Origin of the sequence: Pollutimonas bauzanensis (genome assembly GCF_900129885.1) — a bacterium.
Taxonomy (GTDB): Bacteria; Pseudomonadota; Gammaproteobacteria; order Burkholderiales; family Burkholderiaceae_B; genus Pollutimonas; species Pollutimonas bauzanensis.
The window spans coordinates 24,036-47,729 of the sequence record NZ_FQXE01000017.1; the positions used below are offsets into that span (position 1 = coordinate 24,036).

Sequence of the window (23,694 nt, forward strand, 5' to 3'; positions counted from 1 at the left end):
CCGCTGCCCGCGGCATCAGAGCCAGTTGATCGGATTCCACTTGTTGACGCGCTTGGCCAGGCCTTCCTCGTAATACTTGGAATTCGGGAAATTCTGGTCCAGCACGCGCTTGGCATCGTCGCGCAGGTCGGTCAGGCCCAGTTTGTCGTACGACAAATAGATGAGATACAGCGCGCGCTCGGCGACCGGCACGCCCTGGAAGTCGGTGACGACGGTTTGCGCGCGGTTGATCGCGGCCACATAGGCGCCGCGCGTGTAATAGTATTCGGCCACATGGACTTCATTGCGGGCTATGGTGTCGACCAGCCAGGTCACGCGCTTCTTGGCATCCGCCGTGTAGCGGCTGTCGGGATAGCGCTTGATCAGTTCGTTGAAGGAATCATAGGATTCGCGCAGCCCTTTGGGATCGCGCTCGCTGGGGTCCTGGCGCGTGAACTTGGTGAACGCGGCGCTGGGCGGGGTGAAGGTTATCAGGCCCTTGAGGTACAGCATGTAGTCGGTGCCGGGATGATTGGGATATTGCTGCTGAAAGCGGTCTATGGCCGCCAGCGCCTGTTCGGGCTCTTCATCCTTCCAGTTGATGTAGGCCTGGTCGATCAGCGATTGCTGCGCATAGCCGCCAAACGGATAGCGCGCCTCGACGGCTTCCAGGCGGGTACGGGCGTCTTTCCAGTTGCCGGCGCTGATTTCCGTGCGGGCATCCTGGTAAAGGCGTTCGGCGGTCCAGCCGGCGGTCGGGTCCTGTTCGCCCTTCATGGTGCCGCATCCGGCGATCAGCGCGACAGCAAGAACGGCGAGCGCGGCGCGACTTAGGCGCTTGAAGCCGGGAAAGCGAGATAGATTGAGGTCGAGACGAGTCACAAAAGCATCCTTGGTGTTAGCATTGCAGGCTGATTATATGATTTGTCGCCATGCCTGACACAGATATTGCCAAAGAAAGTTTATCGTCCGCCGAGCCCCTGGAGTTTCAGCTTCCATTTAGGGCGCTTCCGGAACGGCTCGACAAAGTGCTGGCCCGGCTCATTCCCGAGCATTCGCGCAGCAGGCTGCAGGGCTGGATAGAAGGCGGGCATGTGCTGGTCAATGGCCAGCCGGGCCGCATAAAGCAGATGGTCAATGCGGGCGACAAGCTGGCCGTCTGGGAGCAACTGCCGCCCGAATCGCTGGCCTTCACGCCCGAACCCATAGAATTCGGCGTGGTGGCGGAAAGCCCGGACTGGATCGTGGTCGACAAGCCCGCGGGCCTGGTGACGCATCCCGGGGCCGGCAATTGGCAGGGCACTTTGCTCAATGGCCTGCTGCACCGCTATCCCGAACTCGGCCAGGTGGCCCGCGCGGGCATCGTGCACAGGCTGGACAAGGACACTTCCGGACTGCTGGTGGTGGCGCGCCATGAAAAGGCCCAGACGCACCTGATCCGGCAATTGCAGGCGCGCAGCGTCAGCCGCGAATACGTGGCGCTGGTGCATGGCCGCCTGCTCCGGCCGGGCACAGTGAAAATGGAAATCGGCCGCGACCCGCGGGTTCCGGTGCGCATGGCGGTCGAGAATCCCATAGCGCCCAAGACGGCCCTGACGCATTACTCGCCCCTGCGCGCCGGGCTCATGGGTGGCGATATTCCCGTTACGCAGGTCATGTGCAAGCTGGAAACCGGCCGCACTCATCAGATACGCGTCCACATGATGAGCCTGCGCCATCCGCTGGTCGGCGACATCCTGTATGGCGGCAAGCTGGCGGGCGGGGCGGCGCGGCAGCTGCTGCATGCCCGCGCCTTGAGCTTCGACGATTTCTCGACGGGCGGCAGGGTGGCCTTCGAGGCCCCGCTGCCGGATGATTTCCAACAGGTGCTCGACGACATCGCATGGGAATCTTGAAGCACAGCGCGGCCTTCCCGACGGTTTCGGGCCTGCCATGGACCGGCGTCAATTATTTTTGCACCACCCGCCAGGGCGGCGTCAGCGGCGCGCCCTGGTCGTCGCTGAACGTGGGACTGCACACCGACGACGACAGCGCCCATGTCCAGGCCAACCGCCTGCTCCTGCGCGCCCGGCTGCCTGGCGAGCCTGTGTGGCTGAACCAGGTGCACGGCGCCCGGGTTTTCGATGCCGACCTGCCTGCGGAGCAGGAGCCCGGCCGTCTTGCTGTCCCGCCCGATGCCGACGCGGCGGTCACGACGCAGCGCGACCGGGTGCTCGCCGTCATGACCGCGGATTGCCTGCCCGTGGTGCTGGCCAGCGCCGACGGCAGCGCCCTGGGCGTGGCGCACGCGGGCTGGCGCGGCCTGGCGGCGGGCGTGCTCGAGCGGACCCTGCTGGCGCTGCGCAGCCGCGTCCCTGGCAACACGCATTGGCGCGCATGGATAGGCCCGGCCATAGGCCAGCGCCATTTCGAAGTGGGCGCCGATGTGTTCGCGGCCTTTGTCGACCAGGACGGCCAGGCCGCCGCTTTCTTCGCCGAGAAAATCCCGGGCAGCAAATGGCTGGCCGACCTGCCGTCGCTGGCGCGCCATCGCCTGCACAAGGCGCAAGTCGCCAGCATTGAATTGAGCGGCTATTGCACGTTCTCGCAGCCGGATATGTTCTACTCATATCGGCGCGCTCCCCGTACCGGACGCCTGGTCACCGTGGCCTGGCTCGGAGATGCCGGACAGCGTTAGGCAAGAGGGGAAAATAGCGTAGCGACTTACCCTGATTGACAGCTTTTTAAATGCCATCCACCATAGTCGCAGGGCGTTGACAATATGCAAGGTGTGTGAATAGTGAGTGCTTCGTACCCATCCGAGTGGCCAGTTCCGGTAAGCGTGGCGCCTGACAAACTCGCGCAGATCCAGGCCGATTTCGCGCGCGAATGGCAGCGCATCGCCGCCGGCGCGCAGCAGGGTACGCTGGCCAAGCCGGCCGATCGGCGCTTCGCGGCCAAGTCATGGGAATCGAATCCCGCCAGCCTTCTTGCGGCCCATGCCTATCTGCTGTCGAGCAAAGCCATGAATCAAATGGTGGATGCGGCCCAGGTCAGCGAGCCGGTGCGCAACCGCCTGCGCTTTTCCGTCATGCAATGGATCGAAGCGGCGTCGCCCTCCAACTTCCTGGCCACCAATCCCGAAGTCCAGCGCATGCTTCTCGAAACCAACGGCCAGTCCCTGCGCACGGGCATACAGAATCTCCTGCAGGACCTGCAAAAGGGCCGGCTGACGCAAACCGACGAGTCGCGGTTCGAACTTGGCAAGAACGTGGGCGTCACCGAAGGCTCCGTCGTCTTCCAGAACGCCGTCATGCAGCTCATCCAGTACGCGCCGCTTTCGGCCCAGGTCCATCAAAAGCCCTTGCTGATCGTGCCGCCGTGCATCAACAAATTCTACATACTCGATCTCCAGCCCGAAAACTCCTTCGTGCGCTACGCGGTCGAACAAGGGTTCACGGTTTTCCTGATTTCCTGGCGCAACCCGCTGGCTTCCGATGGCGATGGCATAGACGCCGCCACCTGGGGCGATTACCTGCAGCATGGCGTGCTGCAGGCGGTCGACGCCGCCCGCGATATCTGCGGGCAGGAACAGATCAACGCTTTGGGTTTTTGCGTGGGCGGCACCTTGCTGGCCTCGGCGCTCGCGCTGGCGCGCGCCCAGGGCAGGGATCCCGTCGGGGCGCTGACATTGCTGACCACCTTGCTCGACTTCGAAGACACGGGCGTGCTGGATGTCTTCGTCGATGAACTCCATGCCCAGCTGCGGGAGCGCCAATTGGGCAAGGGCGGCCTGATGGCGGCGCGCGAACTGGGCACCACGTTTTCCTTCCTGCGTCCCAGCGAGCTCGTCTGGAATTACGTCATCAACAATTATCTCAAGGGCGAATCCCCCCTGGCATTCGACCTGCTGTTCTGGAATGCCGACGGCACCAATCTGCCGGGGCCGTTCTTTACCTGGTACTTCCGCAACACCTATCTGGAAAACAACCTGAGGGTGCCCGGGCGGGTGAAAGTCGACGGCCATGCGCTGGATCTCGGCGCGCTGGCCATGCCCGCCTATATTTACGGCTCCCAGGAAGACCACATCGTGCCCTGGCCCGCGGCTTATGCCTCTACCGGCATACTGCGCGGGCCTTTGCGTTTCGTCCTGGGCGCCTCGGGGCATATTGCCGGCGTCGTCAACCCTCCCGCCAAGAAGCGGCGCAGTTATTGGGCGCACGATGCCGAATACTCCCATGCCGACATCCCCGGCGATCCCCAGGCCTGGCTGGCAGCCGCGACCGAGCGCTCCGGCAGCTGGTGGCCCGACTGGTCGGATTGGCTCGCGTCGCACTCGGGGGGCTTGGTGCGCGCGCGCGCCAAGCTGGGCAGCGCGCGCTATGCGCCTCTGGAACCCGCTCCTGGAAGCTATGTGAAAGTAAGGGCGGTGTAGGCCCGATGGCGATGCCGCGGGCAGGCCGGAACGCGGCATAATAAAATTTAAAAGGAGCAAAGAAATGAGCGGAAAAATTGCTTATGTGACGGGTGGAATGGGGGGCATAGGAACATCCATATGTCAGCGTCTGGCCAAGGAAGGCTTTACCGTGGTGGCTGGCTGCGGCCCCAGCCGCAATTTCAAGCAGTGGCTCGATGAGCAGGCCGCGCTGGGATACAAGTTCCACGCTTCGGTGGGCAATGTGTCCGAATGGGAGTCCACGGTGGACGCTTTCCAGAAAGTCCGCGACGAACTTGGTCCGGTGGCGGTTCTGGTCAATAATGCGGGTATCACGCGCGACGGACTGTTTCGCAAGATGAGCCAGGAAGACTGGCGGGCGGTGATCGACACCAACCTCAATAGCCTATTCAATGTAACCAAGCAAGTCATCGAGGGCATGGTGGATCAGCAATGGGGGCGCATCATCAACATCAGTTCGGTGAACGGGCAGAAGGGGCAGTTCGGGCAAACCAATTATTCGACGGCAAAAGCCGGCATACACGGGTTCACCATGGCCCTGGCCCAGGAAGTCGCCAATAAGGGGGTCACCGTCAATACCATCTCTCCCGGCTATATCGGCACCGACATGGTCAGGGCCATACGCCCCGATGTGCTCGAAAAAATCGTGGCCACTATCCCCGTCAAGCGCCTGGGAACGCCCGAAGAAATCGGCTCCATGGTTGCCTGGCTGGCCTCGGATGATTCCGGCTTCGCGACCGGCGCCGATTTTTCCTTGAATGGCGGCCTGCACATGGGCTGAGCCCCCGCAACGGGGGCGCATTCGACAGTATTTGCCGGTGGCTACGGCAAATACTGTCGTGTTTTTCTATTTTCCAGTTCGCCTGGTGAATGCTGTTTTGCTACGGTTTGTTCCGAAAGACTGGTTTGGTGCTTCATGGCCGCTACCATCTTCCTTGCTTTATCACGTATTTGGCTAAGTTATGACGCAATCTCAACCTACTCCAGCAGTCCGCCTGATAAAAAAATATCCCAACAGGCGCTTGTACGATACGAAAACCAGCACTTACATCACCTTGTCGGATGTAAAGCAGCTGGTGCTCGATAACGAAGGCTTCCAGGTCATCGATGCGAAGTCCAGCCAGGACCTGACCCGCAGCATTCTTTTGCAGATCATCCTCGAAGAGGAAAGCGGCGGCGTTCCCATGTTTTCGCCCACCGCCCTGTCGCAGATCATACGTTTCTACGGCCATGCCATGCAGGGCATAATGGGCTCCTTTCTTGAAAAAAACATCCAGGCCTTCATGGATATCCAGGACCGCATGGCCGAGCAGTCCAAGGGCGTATATGGCAATCAGTTCGGGCCGGAGGCCTGGGCCCAGTTCATGAACGTGCAGACGCCCGTCCTGCAGAACATGATGAGCAATTACATCGATCAGAGCAAGAATCTGTTCGTGCAAATGCAGGACCAGATGCAGGACCAGACGCGCAATATGTTCACCGTGTTTCCCTTTACCGCGCCGCCGCCTTCCGACAACAAGAAAAAGTAGAATGGCGGACAGGCAAGGGCGGCCCCCGGGCCGCCTTTTTCGTCGGAAACGTCGGCTGGCCTTGCTCTATGTTAAGTACAATTGATTTGTCCTTGGTCAAAGTTTAATTTTCAGATGGCTGTAAGATTCCCTACATCATAATAATGAGAATAAAACTTGTTTATCTTTCTTTTAGGGAATGGCAACATGACAAAGCAATTGCTCGCGATACTGATAGGCGCCGGATGCGCGGTGTCCGCCGTCGCGGCGGAGTATCCCATAGGGACGCCATCGGAACAGCATGGGCTGGAAGTCGCCGCGGTCTATCTGCAGCCTATCGAGATGGACCCGCCGGGAATAATGCGGGCAGCCAAGGATTCCGACGTCCACCTGGAAGCCGATATCCACGCCACGGCCGACAACCAGAACGGGCTGCCTGAAGGCGCATGGGCCCCCTATCTGGACATCAAATACGTCTTGAAGAAAAACGGCAGCGACAAAGTGCTCAAGGGCGACCTCATGCCCATGGTGGCCAACGATGGGCCGCATTATGGCGACAACGTCAAGCTCGAAGGCCCGGGCAAGTATCAGCTGACCTTCATCGTCGGCTCGCCGGAAGCCAACAAGATGAATCACTTCGGTCGCCATGTGGACAAGGAAACCGGCGTGGCGCCATGGTTCAAGACCTTCGAGGTCCACTATGAATTCGTCTACGCCGGAACCGGCAAGAAGGGCGGCTACTGATGTCCACGCTCGGACGCTGGCTGCTCGCCTTGTGCCTGATGGGCGGCCTGGGGGCTCCGGCGCTGGCCGCCGATATGCCCACCTTCACCCTGGTTTTCAAGACGGACGGCACGTTCGAGCCTGCCCGGCTTGAAGTGCCCGCGGGGCGCTTCAAGCTTGTGCTGGTCAATGAAAGCAAAGAGCCGGTGGAATTCGAAAGCCTGCAATTGCGCAAGGAAAAAGTGCTGGGGCCGGGCGTGACATCCTTTGTCGTGCTCAGTATTTCACGGCCTGGCGAATACCCTTTCTTCGATGACTTCCATCAAGATGCCAAGGGCGTTCTGGTCGTGCTGCCCAAGCCATAATTCACGGTAGCCCATATGGAACAAGTCATTTTTATCGTCTGGCGCGAGAGCGTCGAAGCCCTGCTGGTGGTCGGCATACTCTTTACCTGGCTGCGCGCCAGCCCCGCCGGGCGCAAAGGCCTGCCCTGGCTGTGGGGCGGCGTGGCGGCCGGGCTGGCGCTGGCCGTAGCGCTGGCGCTGGTGCTGCTGGGGATATCCTCCTGGCTGTCCGACGAGGGGCAGGAATGGTTCCAGGCGCTCATGGGGCTGGCCGCATGCGCCCTGGTGGTCCAAATGGTGTACTGGATGAAGCGCCACGGGCGCACGCTGAAAAGCGAGCTCGAAGGCGGCGCCAGCCGGCAGCTGGCCGATTCCAACTGGTGGGGCCTGCTGGTCCTGGTCATGATCGCCGTCGCGCGCGAAGGCAGTGAAACCGTAGTCTTCCTTTACGGCACCATATCCGCCGGGGGCGGCGATGCCGCGGCCTGGCAACTGGCGCTGGCCGGCGCAATGGGGTTTCTCGCCGCGCTTGTCACTTTCTGGCTGCTGCAGCTGGGCGGCAAGCTGATCACCTGGCGGCGTTTTTTCAAGCTTACCGAAATCCTCCTGCTGCTGCTGGCCAGTTCCTTGCTCGTCTCGGGCCTGGATCATCTTATTTCGCTGGAAGTCCTGCCCGCGCTGGTCGACCCGGTCTGGGACAGTTCGTGGCTATTGGACGCCAATGGCGGGCTGGGCAAGATCCTGGCGGATTTCGCCGGCTATAGGGCTTATCCGGCCTTGTCCGCGCTGCTGCTCTGGATGCTGTATTGGGTCATAGTATGGCGCCTGCTCAGGCATGCCGATGCGCTGGCGTTGCGCGGCGGCCCATTATCCGCGGCTTCAGCGTAGGCGCAGACATGTCCTTGGCAATACGCGGCGGCGCGGCCCGGTTCGCCGACTTCCTGCGGGATCACGCCAGATGGCTGCGCGCCATGCAGTGGGCCATCGTGGCGCTCTATGTGTTCCTGCTGGTGGTGCCCGCGCTGCTGCCCCTGCCGGACCGCACGGCATCGATTTTCAATAACCTCACGGTTTTTGCGCAGTTCGCCTTCTGGGGCATCTGGTGGCCTTTCGTGCTGGTTTCCATGCCCTTGCTGGGCCGCGCCTGGTGCGGCTGGTTCTGTCCCGAAGGGATGTTGTCGGAATGGGCCAGCGAACATGGGCAGGGCAGGGCCATACCCAAATGGATGCGCTGGGGCGGCTGGCCTTTCGTGGCCTTTTCGCTCACCACGATCTACGGGCAATTGGTGAGCGTGTACCAGTACCCCTGGGCCGTGTTGGCTGTGCTGGGCGGCTCCACCGCCGGGGCCATGGCGGTGGGCTGGCTGTACGGCCGCAACAAGCGGGTTTGGTGCAAATACCTCTGTCCGGTCAATGGCGTGTTCAATCTGCTGGCCAAGCTGGCGCCCTGGCACTATAAGGTCGACGAAGACGCCTGGCGCCATCCCGCGCGGCGCACCGAGGCCATCAACTGCGCGCCCCTGGTGCCTTTGCGGCACATGACGGGGGCATCCGACTGCCATATGTGCGGCCGCTGCAGCGACTACCGCGGCGCCATACAGCTGACGCCGCGTTCTCCGGAAGCCGAAATCGTGCAGGTGGCCAGCGGCGACGGCTGGCAAACGGCGCTTATCGTCTTTGGCCTGATGGGCCTGGCGGTCGGCGCCTTCTTGTGGAGCGCCAGCCCATGGTTCGTGTCGGTGAAGCAGGCCGCGGCCACATGGCTGGTCGATCACGATGTCTATTGGCCGCTGGCGCAAAACGCGCCGTGGTTCATCCTGACTCACTATCCCGACGTGAACGACAGCTTCAGCTGGCTCGATGGCAGCGTTATCCTGGTGTTCATTTTCGGCGCCGCCGTCTGTGTGGGCGGCCCGATCTATCTGGGCTTATGGGCGGCCGACAGGGTCTTGCCGCGGCAACTGCCCGGGTCCCGGGTCAAGAAAGCCGCCAGGGCCTGGGCGCCGGGCGGCAGCCCCGGGCTGCACAAGCTGGCATTGGGGCTGATCCCCGCCGCCGGCGCGGGGGTATTCCTGGGCCTGTCGGCGACCACGCTGACCTTGCTGCAGCACGAGGGCGTGCCGGTGTTCTGGGCGGCCGGCCTGCGCTTCGGCCTGCTGGGGCTGGCCATGCTATGGAGCCTGCGCCTGGTGTGGCGCTTGAGCGCGGCGCGGCCCGCCGGCGGCCTGCGGCGCATGGCCGCATTGATGCTGGTCGCCGCGGGCACGCTGCCATTCTGTACCGCCTGGGTGCTGTTCTTTGCCGTCTGGTAGCCGGGCTGTCGCCGGCTATTGCGGCGGCTTCTTGAACGGGCTGTGTTCTTGCAGTTCGCTGATGTAGGCCTGCACGGCGGGGGTCTCGTGGGCCAGGAAATCCATGATGGCCTGCGCATAGCGCTGGTCGCAGATCCAGTGGGCCGAGCATGTCTGCACGGGCAGCATGCCGCGGGACAGCTTGTGTTCCCCCTGCGCGCCTCCCTCGAACACCGCCAAGTCGTGCGCAATGCAGAATTCGATGGCCTGCATATAGCAGGTTTCGAAATGCAGGCCCGGCACAAACCGGGTGCTGCCCCAATACCTGCCATACAGCGTCTTCTGGCTGCGTATGTTCAAGGCGCAGGCAATCGGAACGCCGTCCTGTTCGGCCACCACCAGCACCATGTTCGCAGCCATGGTCAGGCGCAACTGGATGAAAAATTCATGGCTCAGATAGGGCGCGTTGCCATGCTCTATGTAGGTCTGGTGGTAGCAGCGGTAGAAAAAGCGCAGCATGTCGTCATCGATGTCATCGCCCTGCAGCCAGCGGAAGCGCACATCGGCCTGCGCCGCCTTTTTACGGTCCTGCTTGATCTTCTTTCTTTTTTGCTGGCTCAGGCTCGCAAGAAAATCGTCCAGATGGCGGTAGCCCTGGTTGAACCAATGGAACTGGACGTTTTCGCGAAACAGGAAGCCGGCTTCCCTGAGCGCCTGCTGGTCGTCATGCGACGGAAACAGGATGTGCAGCGAGGATATGCCGTTATCCTGGGTGATTTCTATGGCCTTGCGCGCCAGCAGCACGCGGTCGGCATGGCTGGCCGCCAGCAGGCGCGGGCCCGGCACCGGAGTAAACGGCACGGCCGACAGCAGTTTGGGGTAGTAGGGCAGGCCGTGGCGCTCGAAAGCCTGCGCCCAGGCATAATCGAATACATATTCGCCCCTGGAGTGCGACTTCAGGTACAAGGGCATGGCGCCCTGCAGGGCCTCGTCCCGGTATAGCAGCAGATAATGCGGCGCCCAGCCCGTTTGCGGGGCGGCGCAGCCGGTCCGGTCCAGGGCCAGCAGGAACTCGTGGCGGACCAGCGGATGATCGCCCGCCAGCCGATTCCACTGTTCGGCGTTAATATCTTTCAGGTGATGGACCAGGCTAAACGTGTGTGACAAGGCTATGGCTTTATTGGATACAGTCAAGGGGGCGGCGCGGCCCTGCGATGTGCAGGGCCTATGCTGCCATTGTAGTGGGCTGCGGGCGGAACAATGAGCGGCAGGATTCCCGTAACGGTGGTGTCCGGATTCCTCGGCAGCGGCAAGACGACCCTGCTCAATCGCCTGCTGGCGCCGGCGGACGCCGGCCCTGCCCAAGCGCAGGCGGCCGCGCCGATAGTGGTGATCGTCAACGAGCTTGGCGCCGTCGGCCTGGACCACGCATGGGTCAGGCATATCGGCGATCGCATCGTGCTGCTGGAGTCGGGCTGCATCTGCTGCTCCGTGCGCGGCGAACTGGTAGGCGCTTTGCGGGATCTGTTCCTGGCCGCCCTGCACAGGAAAATGCCGGCGTTTTCACGGGTCGTGATAGAGACCACGGGCATTGCCGATCCGGCGCCCATTATCTATACCTTGAAATACGAGCGTTTTCTGAGCGACAGGTATGCGTACGATGGCTGCATCTCGGTGGTGGACGGTGTTCACGGCGCGCAGCAGTTGCGCCAGGAGCCCGTGGCGGTTCAGCAGGCGGTGCTGGCCGACGCATTGGTGATAAGCAAAACCGACCTGGCCGCCGTCGACACGGTCGCCGCGCTGGAGCGATCGCTGAGGGCCTTGAACCCTGGCGCGCCGCAATACCTGGCGCAGGACGCGCCAGGCCTGCCCGACTTGCTGCGCGCCGGTTCCCTGCGCGCGGGCGTGGCGGGCCTGCAATCGCGGCGCGGGTTGTGGGACGGGTTGCGGGGCGGATCGGCGGCCCGCGGTTTGCCCGCTGCGCATGGCGATATCGAAGTGCTGACCATGGCCAGCGACGCGGCAGTCCGGCGCCCGGCCTTCATCAAGGCAATCAGCGCCCTGCTGGCCGACAGCGGGGTCGAGCTCTTGCGCGTCAAGGGCATGCTGTGGTTCGAGGGCGATAGCCATGCCAGCGCCGTGCATGCCGTGCACCGGCAACTGTATCCGATGGAGCCGATGGAAACCCATGCCCGGGCCGCGCAGAGCCCCGGCGCTTCGGTGCTGGTGCTGATTTTCCGCGCCGCGGCGGGCCCCCTGATGCCGGACAAAGTGGCGCAATTGCTGCCCGGAGCGCAGCTGTCACTGTCGTCTGGTCGCAACTTTGCGCAGTGAAGTGTTGCATTGCCCGCCTGCTGGTGGTGTAATAGCAACGTTACTGCCACAGGTAGGGGCGCGCTGTGACGCAACCCGACAAGCACCTGCCGGCCCTGGTCCGCGATGATTCCATTCTCCGGCCACCGCAATATAAATTGAATAATTTTTAAGCAGGCGCCTGAACGTACGTCGGGTAATCGCCGCAAGCCGGCGAGCTTCCCCTGGTGCATTGAAAGCGCTTGAACCACAATATTTCACAGTAGCCAGTCGTCGCCTTTTGGGGCAGCTCCAATGCCACGGTCGCAAGTTCGCGTCGCGGCGCTGCGGCGTAAGCGCTATGCAATGAAATAGGAACGATGGCTACTATTCCGCACACAACTGATAGACCACAATCCGGTGTAGGCCACGGGCGCTTGTTGGCGCCCCTGGCAGCGCCCGCGGGCGGCGCTTGCCCTGGCGCCCGCCCGGCCGCCGGCCGTTTGTTTGCCCGCGCCTGTCCCGGCTTGCGCCTCGGCCCCGCCGCCGGCGGACTAAACCTTATGGCCAGCGGCGCGGCAACGACCACGGCGCGCGGCCCGGCAACAGAAAAGGGCCAATCGCTTGTAACGATTGGCCCTTTTGGGAAGCTGGTTGCGGGGACAGGATTTGAACCTGTGACCTTCGGGTTATGAGCCCGACGAGCTGCCAGACTGCTCCACCCCGCGTCTGGAAAAAGAATAGTACCCCATACTTTGATTTAATGCAAATGAATAGGCAAAAGCCCTGTAATCGATGACTGAAACTGAGATCATCCGCGTATTGGAAACGGCACTTTTATGTGCCGAGCAGCCTATGCCTCCAGCGGAATTGCGTAAACTGTTCGCCACCGTAGACTTTTCAAACGATGATTTGCGCCGCTATCTGGCGATATTGCAACTGGATTGGGAAGAAAAAGGCCTGGAACTGGTAAACCTGGCCACCGGCTGGCGCTTCCAGAGCCGCCCCGAAATGCAGCGTTTCCTTGTCCGCCTCGATCCGGAGCGGCCGCCCAAATATTCCCGCGCCGTCCTGGAAACCCTGGCCATCATCGCCTGGCGCCAGCCGGTCACCCGCGGCGATATCGAGGATATCCGGGGGGTGACGGTCTCGACGCAAATCGTGCGCACGCTGGAAGACCGCGGCTGGATAGAAGTGCTGGGCTATCGCGATGCGCCGGGCCGTCCGGCCCTGCTGGGCACGACGCGCCAGTTTCTCGACGATCTGGGTTTGAGGGCGCTGGACGAGCTTCCCCAGCTGGAATCGCAGGATGCGGTCGTGGCGCTGGCGGGGCTCGAGCTCGAAGCGCTGCCCGAAGCGCAAGAGGCCGCCGGGCCGGTTCCGGCCGTCGAGGCGGATCACCTGATTATTGACACGATTAACCACACTGACGGCGATGAAGCGCCACCAGAAGAACAAATACATATGGAGTACCTGAAAGACAATGACTGAAACCAATGAATATGGCTCGCCCGCGGGTGATGCAGCGGATCCCGCAACAACGCCTGAGGCGACTGGCGATGAAAAATCGGCGGCGCCGCGCGGCCGCGGCCGCAAATTGAGGACGCCTTTTCGCCGCCGTCGCGGCGATGCGCAGGCCGATGCGCCCGACACCCGCGTAGCCACTGGAATCAGTGATCCGGCGCAGCTTGCCGCCGAGGGCGATGCGCCGGCGCAGCCGGCCGCTCCCAAGGCGGCTCGCGCTCCGCGGCGCAGCAAGCCGGTCGATGGCGAGGCCGCGCCCGCCCCGGCCGCGCGCGCCCCGCGGCGCAGCAAGGCTGCTGTTGCCGAGGCCGTTGCCGGAACCGAGCCCGTTGCCGGGGCCGGAACCGAGCCCGCCATGGCTGCGGCGCCCGCGGCCGTTCGCGCGCCGCGCCGCGGCCGCAAGCCCGCTGGCGCGCAAGAGCCCGCCGTTGCAGTCGCTCGCGCTCCCCGGCGCGGCAAGCCGCCTTCGGCTGCCGCGCTGGCTGCCGCGGTCGAAGTCGGGCTGGACGCGCCGGCCGCCAGCGCGCCGGCGCGCCCCGGCCGGCAGGCCAATAATGCGGAAAGCGAAAAAGAAGCGGAACAGGCGCTGGCCTATCTGGACAGCGCCGCCAAGATGACTCAGCGTTTGGGCAAGTATCTGAGCAGCGACGCCTTGATGCCTAAGCTGCACAAGGTGCTGGCCGACGCGGGCGTGGGTTCGCGCCGCGAAATGGAAGAATTGATCGTGGCCGGCCGGGTTTCGGTCAACGGCGAGCCGGCGCATATAGGCCAGCGGGTGGGCGCCAATGACCAGGTGCGCGTCAACGGCAAGCCGGTTACCCGGCCCAATGCCCTGAAGCCGCCGCGCGTCATCCTGTACCACAAGCCGGCCGGCGAGATCGTCAGCCACGATGATCCGGAAGGGCGCGCCACTGTCTTTGCCCGCCTGCCCAAGATGCGCGTGGGGAAATGGCTGTCGGTGGGGCGGCTCGACCTGAATACCGAGGGCTTGCTGATCCTGACCACTTCCGGCGATCTGGCCAACCGCCTGACGCACCCGCGCTACGGCGCCGAGCGCGAATATGCCGTGCGCGTGCTGGGAGAGCTGGGCGAAGAACAGCAGGCCAGCCTGCTCAAGGGCATTCAGCTGGAAGACGGCATGGCGCAGTTCGGCATGCTGGAATACCTGGGCGGCGAAGGCAGCAACCGCTGGTACCGGGTCACCCTGAAAGAGGGCCGCAACCGCGAAGTGCGCCGCATGTTCGAAGCCGCGGGAGTGACGGTCAGCCGCCTGATCCGCACCCGTTTCGGCGAAGTGGTCCTGCCGCGCAATTTGCGCCGCGGGCGCTGGGAAGAGCTCGATGCTTCCATCGTGACGGCCCTGATGCTGCAATTGGGCTTGCTGCGCGATGACGACGCCGAGGGCCGGCCTGGCGCCGGTGGACGCGGCGAGCGCCAGCCGGCCTCGCACGACAGCGCCTTGCCTCCCGGGTATGGAACCATGGAGCGCAATGGCATGAATGGCGCCAAGGTCAGCCGCGGCGGCAAGCTGTCGGGCGGGCGCATACAGCGCGGCACCAGCGCCCAGACCTATCCGTCGGACCCCTACGGAACGGGGCTTATGTTCAGCGGCGGCCTGGCCAATGGCCATCCGGGCGGTGGCGGCGGCGGCGCGGCCGGCGGCCGCGCCAAGGGTGGCGGCAGGGGCAAGAAGCCCGCGGGGCCCGCCCGCGCGCCCCGGCCCGAGGCGGGCGGCGCGCAGGCGGATACCCGCCGCCGCGGTCCTGGCGCCCGCGCCGGTTCGTCGGCCGGCCCGCGCGGCCCTCGCGGCGAGGGCAAGCCTAAAGCCGCGGCGCCCGCAAGAAGCGGTTCCGGCGCCGGCAAGCCCGCGGGCGGCCGGTCCCGGCCGGCCGCCGCGACATCGCGCGGCGACGATTGGCAGCCGCGCGGCGCATCGGCCCATGAATCCCATCTGGGCAAGTTGGGCGGCCGCCGCGAACGCTGATTCCCGCTGGCGCGCCATGTTTGCGTCGTGGGTTTTTCCCCGCGACGCCCGGATTACCGGCATGTGCGCCCGCCAGGGCGGCCCAACTGTTGCTTTTTAAATGTAAGTTCTCGTGATAGCAGGAAATTTTCTGATTTTCTGTTAGAATGTAGGGCTTTACAGCTATATTGTTTTTGTCCGCACAGCCGCTTTGTTAACGCAAAACGAGAAGTGTGCGCCCGGCCAGCGGCCGGCGTTGGCAATGTGGCGGCACATTTTCGGATGCGTTTATGGTTGGTTCGGGCGCGAGCCCTGGAATCGCCTTGGAGCGTGATAACAGTGGGCTGGTGCATACAGCCCATTTTTTTTGGATTTTATGGCAGATATATTCGCTTTGACACAAGAGGCTCTGGCCGGTATGGATATCGAGCTTGTCGATGTGGAACGCGCCCCGCTGGGGCTTTTGCGCGTCACCATCGATCGCCCTGAAGGTGTGCGAATCGAAGACTGCGAACAGGTTTCAAAGCAGCTGTCGCGGGTGTTCGAAGTGGAAAACATCGAGTACAAGCGTCTTGAAGTCGGCTCGCCTGGTATTGATCGTCCTTTAAAACGGCTTGCTGACTTCATACGGTTCGCCAACGAGCGCATCGAAATCAAGTTGCGCGTAGCCGTCGATAACCGCAAGGTATATGCAGGCCTGCTTCGCGTTCCCGATAATGCGCTTGCCGATACGTCCGCTGCTCCCGTATTCGGTCTCGAACTCGATGCCAAGTCGGGTGAAGCCCAGGTTTTGAGCTTTACCTTCGACGATGTCGACCGAGCCAAGCTGGATCCCATTATTGATTTCAAGGGTAAAAAGCGATGAGTCGCGAAATTCTTTTATTGGTTGACGCCTTAGCGCGTGAGAAAAACGTAGCGCGAGAAGTGGTTTTCGAAGCGCTAGAAAACGCTTTGGCGTCTGCCATGAAAAAGCGCTTCAAGGAAGACGCTGATATCCGTGTATCCATCGACCGCGCTACCGGCGAGCACGAAGGGTTTCGCCGCTGGCTGGTGGTGCCCGACGACGCCGGCCTGCAAGAGCCGGATCAGCAGGAACTTTATTCCGAAGCGCAGGAAATCGTGCCGGGCATCGAGGTCGGCGACTACATCGAAGATGCGCTGGAACCCATCGAATTCGGCCGCATCGGCGCCCAGGCCGCCAAGCAGGCCATCCTGCAGAAGATCCGCGATGCCGAGCGCGAGCAGGTCCTGAACGATTTCCTCGAACGCGGGGAAAACATCATCTCGGGCACGGTCAAGCGCATGGACAAGGGCGACGCCATCATCGAAACCGGCAAGATCGAAGCCCGTTTGCCGCGCACCGAAATGATCCCGAAAGAAAATATCCGGGTCGGCGACCGGATTCGCTCATGGGTGCTCAAGGTCGACCATACCGCGCGCGGCCAGCAGGTGATCCTGTCGCGCACGGCGCCGGAATTCATCCGCCAGCTGTTCGAGAATGAAGTGCCCGAAATCGAACAAGGGCTGCTGGAAATCAAGGCGGCCGCCCGCGATGCCGGAGTGCGCGCCAAGATTGCCGTGGTCGCCTACGACAAGCGCATCGACCCCATAGGCACATGCGTGGGCATGCGCGGTTCGCGTGTCACCGCCGTGCGCAACGAACTGGGCGGCGAGCAGGTCGATATCGTATTATGGGCGGAAGATCCGGCCGAATTCGTTATCGGCGCCTTGGCGCCCGCGCACGTCGAATCGATCGTCGTGGACGAGGACAAGCACGCCATGGACGTCGTGGTCGACGCCGAAAACCTCCCCAAGGCGATAGGCGCGCGCGGCCAGAACGTGCGCCTGGCTTCCGAGCTTACCGGCTGGCAGATCAACATCATGACGCCGGAAGAAAGCCAGAATCGCCAGGAAGAAGAGCGCAGCGGTCTAAGGAAAACTTTCACCAGCAGGCTTGATGTCGATGAAGAAGTCGCCGATATCCTTATTGATGAAGGCTTTACGGGCCTCGAGGAAATCGCTTACGTGCCTTTGCAGGAATTGCTCGAAATTGAAGCCTTCGACGAAGACACGATTAACGAATTGCGCACCCGTGCCCGCAATGCGCTCCTGACCGAGGCGATCGCCCAGGAAGAGCGCGTGCAGACGGCGCAAGATCTGTTGGAAGTACAAGGGATTACCCCCGAACTGGTTGCCAAACTGGCCGAAAAAGAGGTTCTCACCCTCGATGATCTGGCCGAATTGTCAACCGATGAGCTGTCGGAAATTACCGGCCTGACCGAGGACGACGCTAGTCAAATGATTATGCGCGCTCGGGCTCACTGGTTTGACGACGAAGCCTGATACCCAGGCTGAATGAGTCAGGGTGTATTTATTGAAAAATAGTTGTAGTAAGCAAGAGAGAGTCGAATGCTGAGTAACACCGTCGCCCAGTTCGCTGTTGAACTGAAAATGCCTGCGAACGTACTGCTGGATCAGTTGCGTTCGGCGGGCGTTGAACTCAAGTCGGTTGACGATGCCGTCACCGACGCGGATAAGGCGAAACTCCTCGAGTCGTTGCGCCGCGCCCATGGCGGGTCCGAGGGCAAGAAGATCACGCTGACTCGCCGTCAGACTTCCGAAATCCGGCAGGCTGACGGTTCCGGCCGTTCGCGCACTATCCAGGTGGAAGTGCGCAAGAAACGGGTGTTCGTCAAGCGCGATCCGTCCGAAGCCGCCGTCGAGGCCGTCAAGGCCGAAGATGCCGACCTGTCTCTCGAGCCCGCAAGCGATATCGACGCCTCTGTGCCTGTCCAGGCGCCCGCGCAGGCGCCTGCCGCCGCGCAAGCGGCCGACGCAGCGCCCGCGGATCAGCCGCAGGTCCAAGCCCAGGCCGACCAGGCTCAGGATGGCGCGGCTCAGGATGGCGCGGCTCAGGATGGCGCGGCTGCGCCCGCCGCCGCCGTTTCCGACGCGGCCCCCGCCGCAGCCCCGGCCCAAGCCGAGGCCGAGGCCGAGGAGCGCGTTGCCGCGCCGGCCTTGGACGAGCCGGCCGCCGGCCAGGAATCTGGCGTAGCGGCGCAAGGGGAAGCATCCCCCGCAGCGCCTCCCGCCCAGGCCGAGGCTCCCGCCGAGCAGGCGCCCGCGCCTGCCGCCGAAAAGATGCCGGCTCAGGCGCCTTCAACCGAGGCAGCGACCGTCGAAGCCGAGGCGCAAACTCCCGCCCCGGCTCCCGCCGCAACCCCCGCTGTTGAAGAGGCCGCCGGAAAAGCCGCTGAAAAAGCGTCTGGAAAAGCCGCGCCCAAGGCTGCCGACAAGGCGCCGGCCAAGGCCGACGCGCCAGCGGCCGCCCGGCCCGGCAAAACCGCTTTCAAGCGTGTCCCCCCTCCCGCTCCCGTGGTCGACGAAGGGCGCGAACGCGCTCGCCGCGCTTCCGAAGCGGAAGCCGCCGCGCTGCGCGAAATGCTCAGCCGTCCGCGCAAGGTATTGAAGGCTCCCGAGCCCGAGGCCGGGACGATTTCCGGCACCCTGCACAAGCCGGCCGGCGTCAAGGCCGCCAAGAAAGACGGCAAGCCCGCCGCGGGTGAAGTCAAGAAGGTCGTCAAGGCGACGGAAGTCTCGACTTCCTGGACGGACGACAGTGGCCGCAAGAAGCCGGCAGCCAAGGCGGATGCGCCTCCGGCCAGCCCCAGCCGCGACGGCTGGCGCGCGGGCGGCAAGGCAGGCAAGGGCGGAAACGCCCGCGGCGGCCGCAACAGGCACGCCCAGCCGGAACGCAAAGAGCCGCAAGCCATCGAATTCATCGCTCGCGAAGTGCACGTGCCGGAAACGATTTCCGTGGCCGATCTCGCCCACAAGATGTCCGTCAAGGCGGCCGAGGTCATCAAGCATCTGATGAAGCTTGGGCAAATGGTTACCATCAACCAGGTGCTGGACCAGGAAACCGCCATGATCGTGGTCGAGGAACTGGGCCACGTGGCCATCGCCGCCAAGCTCGACGATCCGGAAGCCTTCCTCGAGGTCGCCGAGACCGCCGAAGAGGCCGATGCCTTGCCGCGCGCTCCGGTGGTTACCGTCATGGGTCACGTCGACCATGGCAAGACCTCGCTGCTCGACTATATCCGCCGCGCCAAGGTCGCCTCTGGCGAAGCCGGCGGCATCACGCAGCATATCGGCGCCTACAACGTCAAGACCGATCGCGGCATGGTCACCTTCCTGGACACCCCGGGCCACGAGGCCTTTACGGCCATGCGCGCCCGCGGCGCCAAGGCCACCGACATCGTCATCCTGGTCGTAGCGGCCGACGATGGCGTCATGCCGCAAACCAAAGAGGCCATCCATCACGCCAAGGCGGCCGGTGTGCCGCTGGTGGTGGCGATCACCAAGATAGACAAGCCCGACAGCAATCTCGAGCGCGTCAAGCAGGAGCTCGTGGCCGAGCAGGTCGTGCCGGAAGAGTACGGCGGCGACGTGCCCTTCGTGGGCGTTTCGGCCAAGACGGGCGAAGGCATCGACGCCCTGCTGGAAAATGTCCTGCTGCAAGCCGAAATCCTCGAGCTCAAGGCTCCGGTCGAGGCCCCGGCCAAGGGCATCGTGATCGAGGCCCGCCTGGACAAGGGCCGCGGCCCGGTCGCGACCATCCTGGTGCTGAGCGGCACGCTGAATCGCGGCGACGCGGTGCTGGCCGGCGCAAGCTTCGGCCGGGTGCGCGCCATGCTCAACGAGAACGGCAAGCCCATCAATAGCGCCGGTCCCTCCGTGCCCGTGGAAATCCAGGGCCTGACGGAAGTGCCGGCCGCTGGCGACGAGCTCATCGTCATGGCCGACGAGCGCAAGGCGCGCGAAATCGCGCTGTTCCGCCAGGGCAAGTTCCGCGACGTCAAGCTGGCCCGCCAACAGGCCGCCAAGCTCGAATCGATGTTCGACAATATCGGCGAGGGCACGCAGACACTGGCGCTCATCGTCAAGACCGATGTGCAGGGTTCCCAGGAAGCCCTGGTGTCGTCGCTGACCAAGCTGTCCACCGACGAAGTCCGCGTGCAGGTCGTGCACGCGGCGGTGGGCGGCATTTCCGAAAGCGACGTCAATCTGGCGATAGCCTCGCATGCCGTGATCATCGGCTTCAATGTGCGCGCCGAACAAAGCGCCAAGAAGCTCGCCGAGAACAACGGCATCGATCTGCGCTACTACAACATCATTTACGATGCGGTGGACGACGTGCGCAACGCCATGTCCGGCATGCTGGCGCCTGAAAAGCGCGAGGAAGTCATCGGCATGGTCGAGATCCGCGAGGTCTACAGCATCTCGCGCATCGGCAATATCGCCGGCTGCATGGTCACCGATGGCGTCGTGCGCCGCGACTCGCAAGTCCGCCTGCTGCGCAACCACGTGGTGCACTGGACCGGCTGGCTCGAGTCGCTGCGCCGTTTCAAGGATGACGTCAAGGAAGTCAAGTCCGGCTTCGATTGCGGCATCACCTTGAAGGGCAACAACGATATCGAAGTCGGCGACCAGCTCGAGATCTTTGAAATCAAAGAAGTGGCACGGACGCTATAACCATGAGCCGCCACAAGTCCAAACCCAATCCGGGGCGCAATACCCGGCTGGCCGACCAGATCCAGAAGGATCTGGCCAGCCTGATCCAGCGCGAGCTCGACATATCGAGGGCGGGGTTGATCACGCTTACAGGCGTGGATCTCTCGGCCGACTACGCGCACGCCAAGGTGTATTTCAGCGTGCTCGGCGCCGAGCCCGAGGTCGCCACGGCCGCGCTCAATGAAAAGGCTGGCTGGCTGCATTCGCTGTTGTTCAAGCTCTTGCATATCCATACGGTCCCGACCCTGCGCTTTGTCCACGACGATCAGCTCGCTCGCGGTCTTGAACTCTCGCTTCTTATCGACGAGGCCAATCGGCCACGCGCCGAACTTCCCGACTCCTCGGAACCCGAGGACCCCGACGAGCAGCCCTGAGGGGCTATCGTTTTTCCATGGAACAATAAACGATGGCTTCCCGACGCGGGCAGATGCTCGATGGTGTCCTGTTGCTGGACAAACCGGAAGGTTTGTCGAGTAATCACGCCTTGCAGCGCGCCAAGCGCGCGCTGGATGCGCGCAAAGCCGGGCATACCGGCACGCTGGACCCTTTCGCGACCGGGCTGCTGGTATGCTGCCTGGGGCGCGCCACGAAAATCGCCGGCAGCATGCTCAACGCCGACAAAGGCTATGTGGCGACCGTGCAGTTCGGCCAGGAAACGGATTCCGGCGACCTCACCGGCAATATCGTCTCCAGCGCCGCGGCCGGCTTCCCGGGCGTCGCCCAGGACCAGCTCGAAGCCGCGCTCGTGAACTTCCGGGGCGACATCGAGCAGGTGCCGCCGATGTACTCGGCGCTCAAGCGCGATGGCAAGCCGCTATATGAATACGCCCGTCAGGGCATAGAACTGGACAGGCCTCCCAGGCCCGTCACGATTTACAAACTGGAACTCTTGAGCTTTACCGGGCTTGAGGCGCAAATTGTGGTTCAGTGCAGCAAAGGCACCTATATCCGTACTCTTGCGCAAGACATCGGCCGGCAGCTGGGCTGCGGCGCGCACCTGAAGGCATTGCGCCGCATCAGTGTCGGGCCTTTCCTTCTCGACGATGCTGTCGGGCTGGAAGCCTTGCAGGCTATGTCTGCACCTCAAACTACCTTAATTGCACTAGATGCCTTGCCCGCCGGCTTACTGCCAGCAACCCTTAAAGAAAAGGATGAATTATGAATCGCGCTTTGCGTAATGTGGCAATCATCGCCCACGTCGATCATGGCAAAACCACACTCGTAGACCAACTGCTGCGTCAATCTGGAACCTTCCGCGAGAACGAGCATTTGACGGAACGGGTCATGGACTCCGGCGACATTGAAAAAGAACGCGGCATTACGATTCTGGCCAAGAATTGTTCGGCCGAATACGAAGGCACGCACATCAACATCGTCGATACCCCGGGACACGCCGATTTCGGCGGTGAAGTCGAACGGGTGCTGTCCATGGTGGACGGCGTACTGCTGCTGGTGGACGCGGTGGAAGGCCCCATGCCGCAAACCCGTTTCGTGACCCGCAAGGCGCTGGCCCTGGGCCTGAAGCCTATCGTCGTGATCAACAAGATAGACCGGCACGGCGCCCGCCCCGACCATGTCATCAACGCCACCTTCGACCTGTTCGACAAGCTGGGCGCGACCGAAGAGCAGCTCGACTTTCCGGTGATCTACGCATCCGGCCTGGCTGGCTATGCCGGCTTGACCGATGACGTGCGCGAAGGCGATATGCGTCCTCTTTTCGACGCGGTGCTCAAGTATGTGCCGCAGCGCGAGGATGACGCCGAAGGCCCGCTGCAAATGCAGGTCATCTCCATCGACTACAACACCTACGTCGGCAAGATCGGCGTGGGGCGCATCAATCGCGGCCGCATTCGCGCCGGGCAGGATGTGGTGGTCAAGTTCGGCCCCGACGGCGCCCCGATCAAGGCCCGCATCAATCAAGTCCTGAAATTCAAGGGCCTGGAGCGCGTGCTGGTCGATGAAGGCGAGGCCGGCGACATCGTGATGATCAATGGCATCGACGAGATCGGCATCGGCTGCACGATCACCGACCCGCTGCAGCCCGAAGCGCTGCCCATGCTGCGCATCGACGAGCCGACATTGACCATGAATTTCATGGTCAATACCTCGCCCCTGGCCGGCCGTGAAGGCAAGTTCGTGACCAGCCGCCAGCTGCGCGAGCGGCTCGATCGCGAGCTCAAGTCGAATGTCGCCCTGCGCGTCAACGACACCGACGACGACACTGTTTTCGAAGTCTGCGGCCGCGGCGAACTGCACTTGACGATTCTGCTGGAAAACATGCGCCGTGAAGGCTACGAGCTGGCCGTGTCGCGGCCCCGGGTCGTGTACAAGGAAGTCGACGGCGTGCGCTGCGAACCCTACGAACTCCTCACCGTGGACGTGGAAGATCCGCACCAGGGCGGGGTCATGGAAGAACTGGGCCGCCGCAAGGGCGACCTGCTCGACATGGTGGCCGACGGCCGCGGCCGCACGCGCCTGGAATACCGCATTCCGGCCCGCGGCCTGATCGGGCTTCAGGGCGAATTTTTGACCCTGACCCGCGGCACCGGCCTGATGAGCCACATCTTCGACGACTACGGCCCGGTGCGCGAAGGCGGTGTCGGCGAGCGCCGCAATGGCGTGCTGATCAGCCAGGACGATGGCACGGCGGTTGCCTATGCCTTGTGGAAGCTGCAAGAGCGCGGCCGCATGTTCGTGTCGCCGCAGGAACCGGTGTATGAAGGAATGATCATCGGCATTCATAGCCGCGACAATGATCTGGTGGTCAACCCCATCAAGGAAAAGAAGCTCACCAACGTGCGCTCCTCGGGCAAGGACGAGCATATCGACCTGGTTCCGCCCATCCAGATGTCGCTGGAGTATGCCGTCGAGTTCATCACCGATGATGAACTGGTCGAAGTCACGCCCAAGTCCATACGCCTGCGCAAGCGCTATCTCTCGGAGAACGAACGGCGCCGCAGCTCGCGCGAAGGCAGCTAGGCGTAAGGCGCCTCCGCCTGCGGTCCGGCATCCCGGGCATGCAAAAACCGCTACCCTTCTTACGATGGGTAGCGGTTTTTTT

Annotated in this window: 19 protein-coding genes, 1 tRNA gene and 1 pseudogene; 18 read left to right on the plus strand and 3 right to left on the minus strand. The window is 63.0% G+C overall.

The window, feature by feature from the left end:
- Positions 1-15: 15 nt before the first annotated feature.
- A complete protein-coding gene (locus BUB23_RS22460) occupies positions 16-861 on the minus strand; it encodes an outer membrane protein assembly factor BamD (protein WP_073108309.1) in 846 nt (281 codons plus the stop codon).
- Positions 862-911: 50 nt separating this feature from the next.
- Between BUB23_RS22460 and BUB23_RS22465 the strand changes: the two genes are divergently transcribed.
- From BUB23_RS22465 to BUB23_RS22505, 9 genes are all read left to right on the plus strand, one after another.
- Entirely contained in the window at positions 912-1,874 is a 963-nt protein-coding gene (locus BUB23_RS22465; RefSeq protein ID WP_073108314.1) for an RluA family pseudouridine synthase, read from the plus strand.
- Complete coding sequence (pgeF, locus tag BUB23_RS22470) at positions 1,862-2,656, plus strand: peptidoglycan editing factor PgeF (RefSeq protein ID WP_073108318.1); 795 nt, start codon at positions 1,862-1,864, stop codon at positions 2,654-2,656. Before BUB23_RS22465 ends, pgeF begins: the two co-directional genes overlap by 13 nt.
- A gap of 102 nt (positions 2,657-2,758) precedes the next feature.
- A complete protein-coding gene (locus tag BUB23_RS22475) occupies positions 2,759-4,393 on the plus strand; it encodes a PHA/PHB synthase family protein (RefSeq protein WP_073108322.1) in 1,635 nt (544 codons plus the stop codon).
- A gap of 64 nt (positions 4,394-4,457) precedes the next feature.
- Positions 4,458-5,195: an acetoacetyl-CoA reductase gene (phbB, locus tag BUB23_RS22480; RefSeq protein ID WP_073108325.1), complete on the plus strand. Its 738-nt coding sequence runs from the start codon at positions 4,458-4,460 to the stop codon at positions 5,193-5,195.
- 181 nt (positions 5,196-5,376) lie between these two features.
- Complete coding sequence (gene phaR / locus BUB23_RS22485) at positions 5,377-5,943, plus strand: polyhydroxyalkanoate synthesis repressor PhaR (protein ID WP_073108328.1); 567 nt, start codon at positions 5,377-5,379, stop codon at positions 5,941-5,943.
- Positions 5,944-6,129: 186 nt separating this feature from the next.
- Positions 6,130-6,666, plus strand: a complete 537-nt coding sequence (locus BUB23_RS22490; protein WP_073108330.1) for an iron transporter — start codon at positions 6,130-6,132, stop codon at positions 6,664-6,666.
- A complete protein-coding gene (locus BUB23_RS22495) occupies positions 6,666-7,010 on the plus strand; it encodes a cupredoxin domain-containing protein (protein ID WP_073108333.1) in 345 nt (114 codons plus the stop codon). The genes BUB23_RS22490 and BUB23_RS22495 overlap by 1 nt, the downstream gene beginning before the upstream one ends.
- Before the next feature lie 15 nt (positions 7,011-7,025).
- A complete protein-coding gene (locus BUB23_RS22500) occupies positions 7,026-7,877 on the plus strand; it encodes an FTR1 family iron permease (protein ID WP_073108335.1) in 852 nt (283 codons plus the stop codon).
- Between the two features lie 8 nt (positions 7,878-7,885).
- A complete protein-coding gene (locus BUB23_RS22505; protein ID WP_073108338.1) occupies positions 7,886-9,301 on the plus strand; it encodes a 4Fe-4S binding protein in 1,416 nt (471 codons plus the stop codon).
- Positions 9,302-9,316: 15 nt separating this feature from the next.
- Here the strand turns inward: BUB23_RS22505 and BUB23_RS22510 are convergent, their stop codons facing one another.
- The gene (locus BUB23_RS22510; RefSeq protein WP_143161097.1) at positions 9,317-10,447 is read right to left on the minus strand and encodes a GNAT family N-acetyltransferase; all 1,131 of its coding nucleotides are present in this window, start codon (positions 10,445-10,447) and stop codon (positions 9,317-9,319) included.
- 93 nt (positions 10,448-10,540) lie between these two features.
- Here BUB23_RS22510 and BUB23_RS22515 point away from each other — a divergent pair, with 93 nt between their 5' ends.
- A complete protein-coding gene (locus tag BUB23_RS22515; protein WP_073108340.1) occupies positions 10,541-11,614 on the plus strand; it encodes a CobW family GTP-binding protein in 1,074 nt (357 codons plus the stop codon).
- A 609-nt stretch (positions 11,615-12,223) separates the two neighbouring features.
- Here BUB23_RS22515 and BUB23_RS22520 read toward each other — a convergent pair.
- Positions 12,224-12,300 (minus strand) — tRNA-Met (locus tag BUB23_RS22520).
- Between the two features lie 67 nt (positions 12,301-12,367).
- Here BUB23_RS22520 and scpB point away from each other — a divergent pair.
- The 8 genes and pseudogenes from scpB to typA all read left to right on the plus strand — a co-directional run.
- A pseudogene (gene scpB, locus BUB23_RS22525) lies at positions 12,368-12,943 on the plus strand (SMC-Scp complex subunit ScpB); the annotation flags it as partial.
- 508 nt (positions 12,944-13,451) lie between these two features.
- Complete coding sequence (locus tag BUB23_RS22530; RefSeq protein ID WP_084136211.1) at positions 13,452-15,080, plus strand: pseudouridine synthase; 1,629 nt, start codon at positions 13,452-13,454, stop codon at positions 15,078-15,080.
- A 355-nt stretch (positions 15,081-15,435) separates the two neighbouring features.
- On the plus strand, positions 15,436-15,924 hold the full coding sequence (gene rimP / locus BUB23_RS22535; RefSeq protein ID WP_073108346.1) for a ribosome maturation factor RimP: 489 nt from the start codon (positions 15,436-15,438) through the stop codon (positions 15,922-15,924).
- Positions 15,921-17,402 (plus strand): transcription termination factor NusA, encoded by a 1,482-nt coding sequence (nusA, locus tag BUB23_RS22540; RefSeq protein WP_073108350.1) that lies wholly within the window; start codon positions 15,921-15,923, stop codon positions 17,400-17,402. Before rimP ends, nusA begins: the two co-directional genes overlap by 4 nt.
- A 66-nt stretch (positions 17,403-17,468) precedes the next feature.
- The gene (gene infB / locus BUB23_RS22545; protein WP_073108353.1) at positions 17,469-20,594 is read left to right on the plus strand and encodes a translation initiation factor IF-2; all 3,126 of its coding nucleotides are present in this window, start codon (positions 17,469-17,471) and stop codon (positions 20,592-20,594) included.
- Between the two features lie 2 nt (positions 20,595-20,596).
- A complete protein-coding gene (rbfA, locus tag BUB23_RS22550; protein WP_073108356.1) occupies positions 20,597-21,007 on the plus strand; it encodes a 30S ribosome-binding factor RbfA in 411 nt (136 codons plus the stop codon).
- A gap of 32 nt (positions 21,008-21,039) precedes the next feature.
- Positions 21,040-21,795 (plus strand): tRNA pseudouridine(55) synthase TruB, encoded by a 756-nt coding sequence (gene truB, locus BUB23_RS22555; RefSeq protein WP_073108359.1) that lies wholly within the window; start codon positions 21,040-21,042, stop codon positions 21,793-21,795.
- Positions 21,792-23,612, plus strand: a complete 1,821-nt coding sequence (gene typA / locus BUB23_RS22560) for a translational GTPase TypA (protein WP_073108362.1) — start codon at positions 21,792-21,794, stop codon at positions 23,610-23,612. The genes truB and typA overlap by 4 nt, the downstream gene beginning before the upstream one ends.
- The last annotated feature ends 82 nt before the right edge of the window (positions 23,613-23,694 follow it).

What these genes read in the sequence shown, in the direction of transcription:
- BUB23_RS22465 (WP_073108314.1), top strand. Translation starts at nt 912, where the DNA reads ATGCCTGACACAGATATTGCCAAAGAAAGTTTATCGTCCGCCGAGCCC.
- pgeF (WP_073108318.1), top strand. Translation starts at nt 1,862, where the DNA reads ATGGGAATCTTGAAGCACAGCGCGGCCTTCCCGACGGTTTCGGGCCTG.
- phbB (WP_073108325.1), top strand. Translation starts at nt 4,458, where the DNA reads ATGAGCGGAAAAATTGCTTATGTGACGGGTGGAATGGGGGGCATAGGA.
- phaR (WP_073108328.1), top strand. Translation starts at nt 5,377, where the DNA reads ATGACGCAATCTCAACCTACTCCAGCAGTCCGCCTGATAAAAAAATAT.
- BUB23_RS22490 (WP_073108330.1), top strand. Translation starts at nt 6,130, where the DNA reads ATGACAAAGCAATTGCTCGCGATACTGATAGGCGCCGGATGCGCGGTG.
- BUB23_RS22495 (WP_073108333.1), top strand. Translation starts at nt 6,666, where the DNA reads ATGTCCACGCTCGGACGCTGGCTGCTCGCCTTGTGCCTGATGGGCGGC.
- BUB23_RS22500 (WP_073108335.1), top strand. Translation starts at nt 7,026, where the DNA reads ATGGAACAAGTCATTTTTATCGTCTGGCGCGAGAGCGTCGAAGCCCTG.
- BUB23_RS22505 (WP_073108338.1), top strand. Translation starts at nt 7,886, where the DNA reads ATGTCCTTGGCAATACGCGGCGGCGCGGCCCGGTTCGCCGACTTCCTG.
- BUB23_RS22515 (WP_073108340.1), top strand. Translation starts at nt 10,541, where the DNA reads ATGAGCGGCAGGATTCCCGTAACGGTGGTGTCCGGATTCCTCGGCAGC.
- BUB23_RS22530 (WP_084136211.1), top strand. Translation starts at nt 13,452, where the DNA reads ATGGCTGCGGCGCCCGCGGCCGTTCGCGCGCCGCGCCGCGGCCGCAAG.
- rimP (WP_073108346.1), top strand. Translation starts at nt 15,436, where the DNA reads ATGGCAGATATATTCGCTTTGACACAAGAGGCTCTGGCCGGTATGGAT.
- nusA (WP_073108350.1), top strand. Translation starts at nt 15,921, where the DNA reads ATGAGTCGCGAAATTCTTTTATTGGTTGACGCCTTAGCGCGTGAGAAA.
- infB (WP_073108353.1), top strand. Translation starts at nt 17,469, where the DNA reads ATGCTGAGTAACACCGTCGCCCAGTTCGCTGTTGAACTGAAAATGCCT.
- rbfA (WP_073108356.1), top strand. Translation starts at nt 20,597, where the DNA reads ATGAGCCGCCACAAGTCCAAACCCAATCCGGGGCGCAATACCCGGCTG.
- truB (WP_073108359.1), top strand. Translation starts at nt 21,040, where the DNA reads ATGGCTTCCCGACGCGGGCAGATGCTCGATGGTGTCCTGTTGCTGGAC.
- typA (WP_073108362.1), top strand. Translation starts at nt 21,792, where the DNA reads ATGAATCGCGCTTTGCGTAATGTGGCAATCATCGCCCACGTCGATCAT.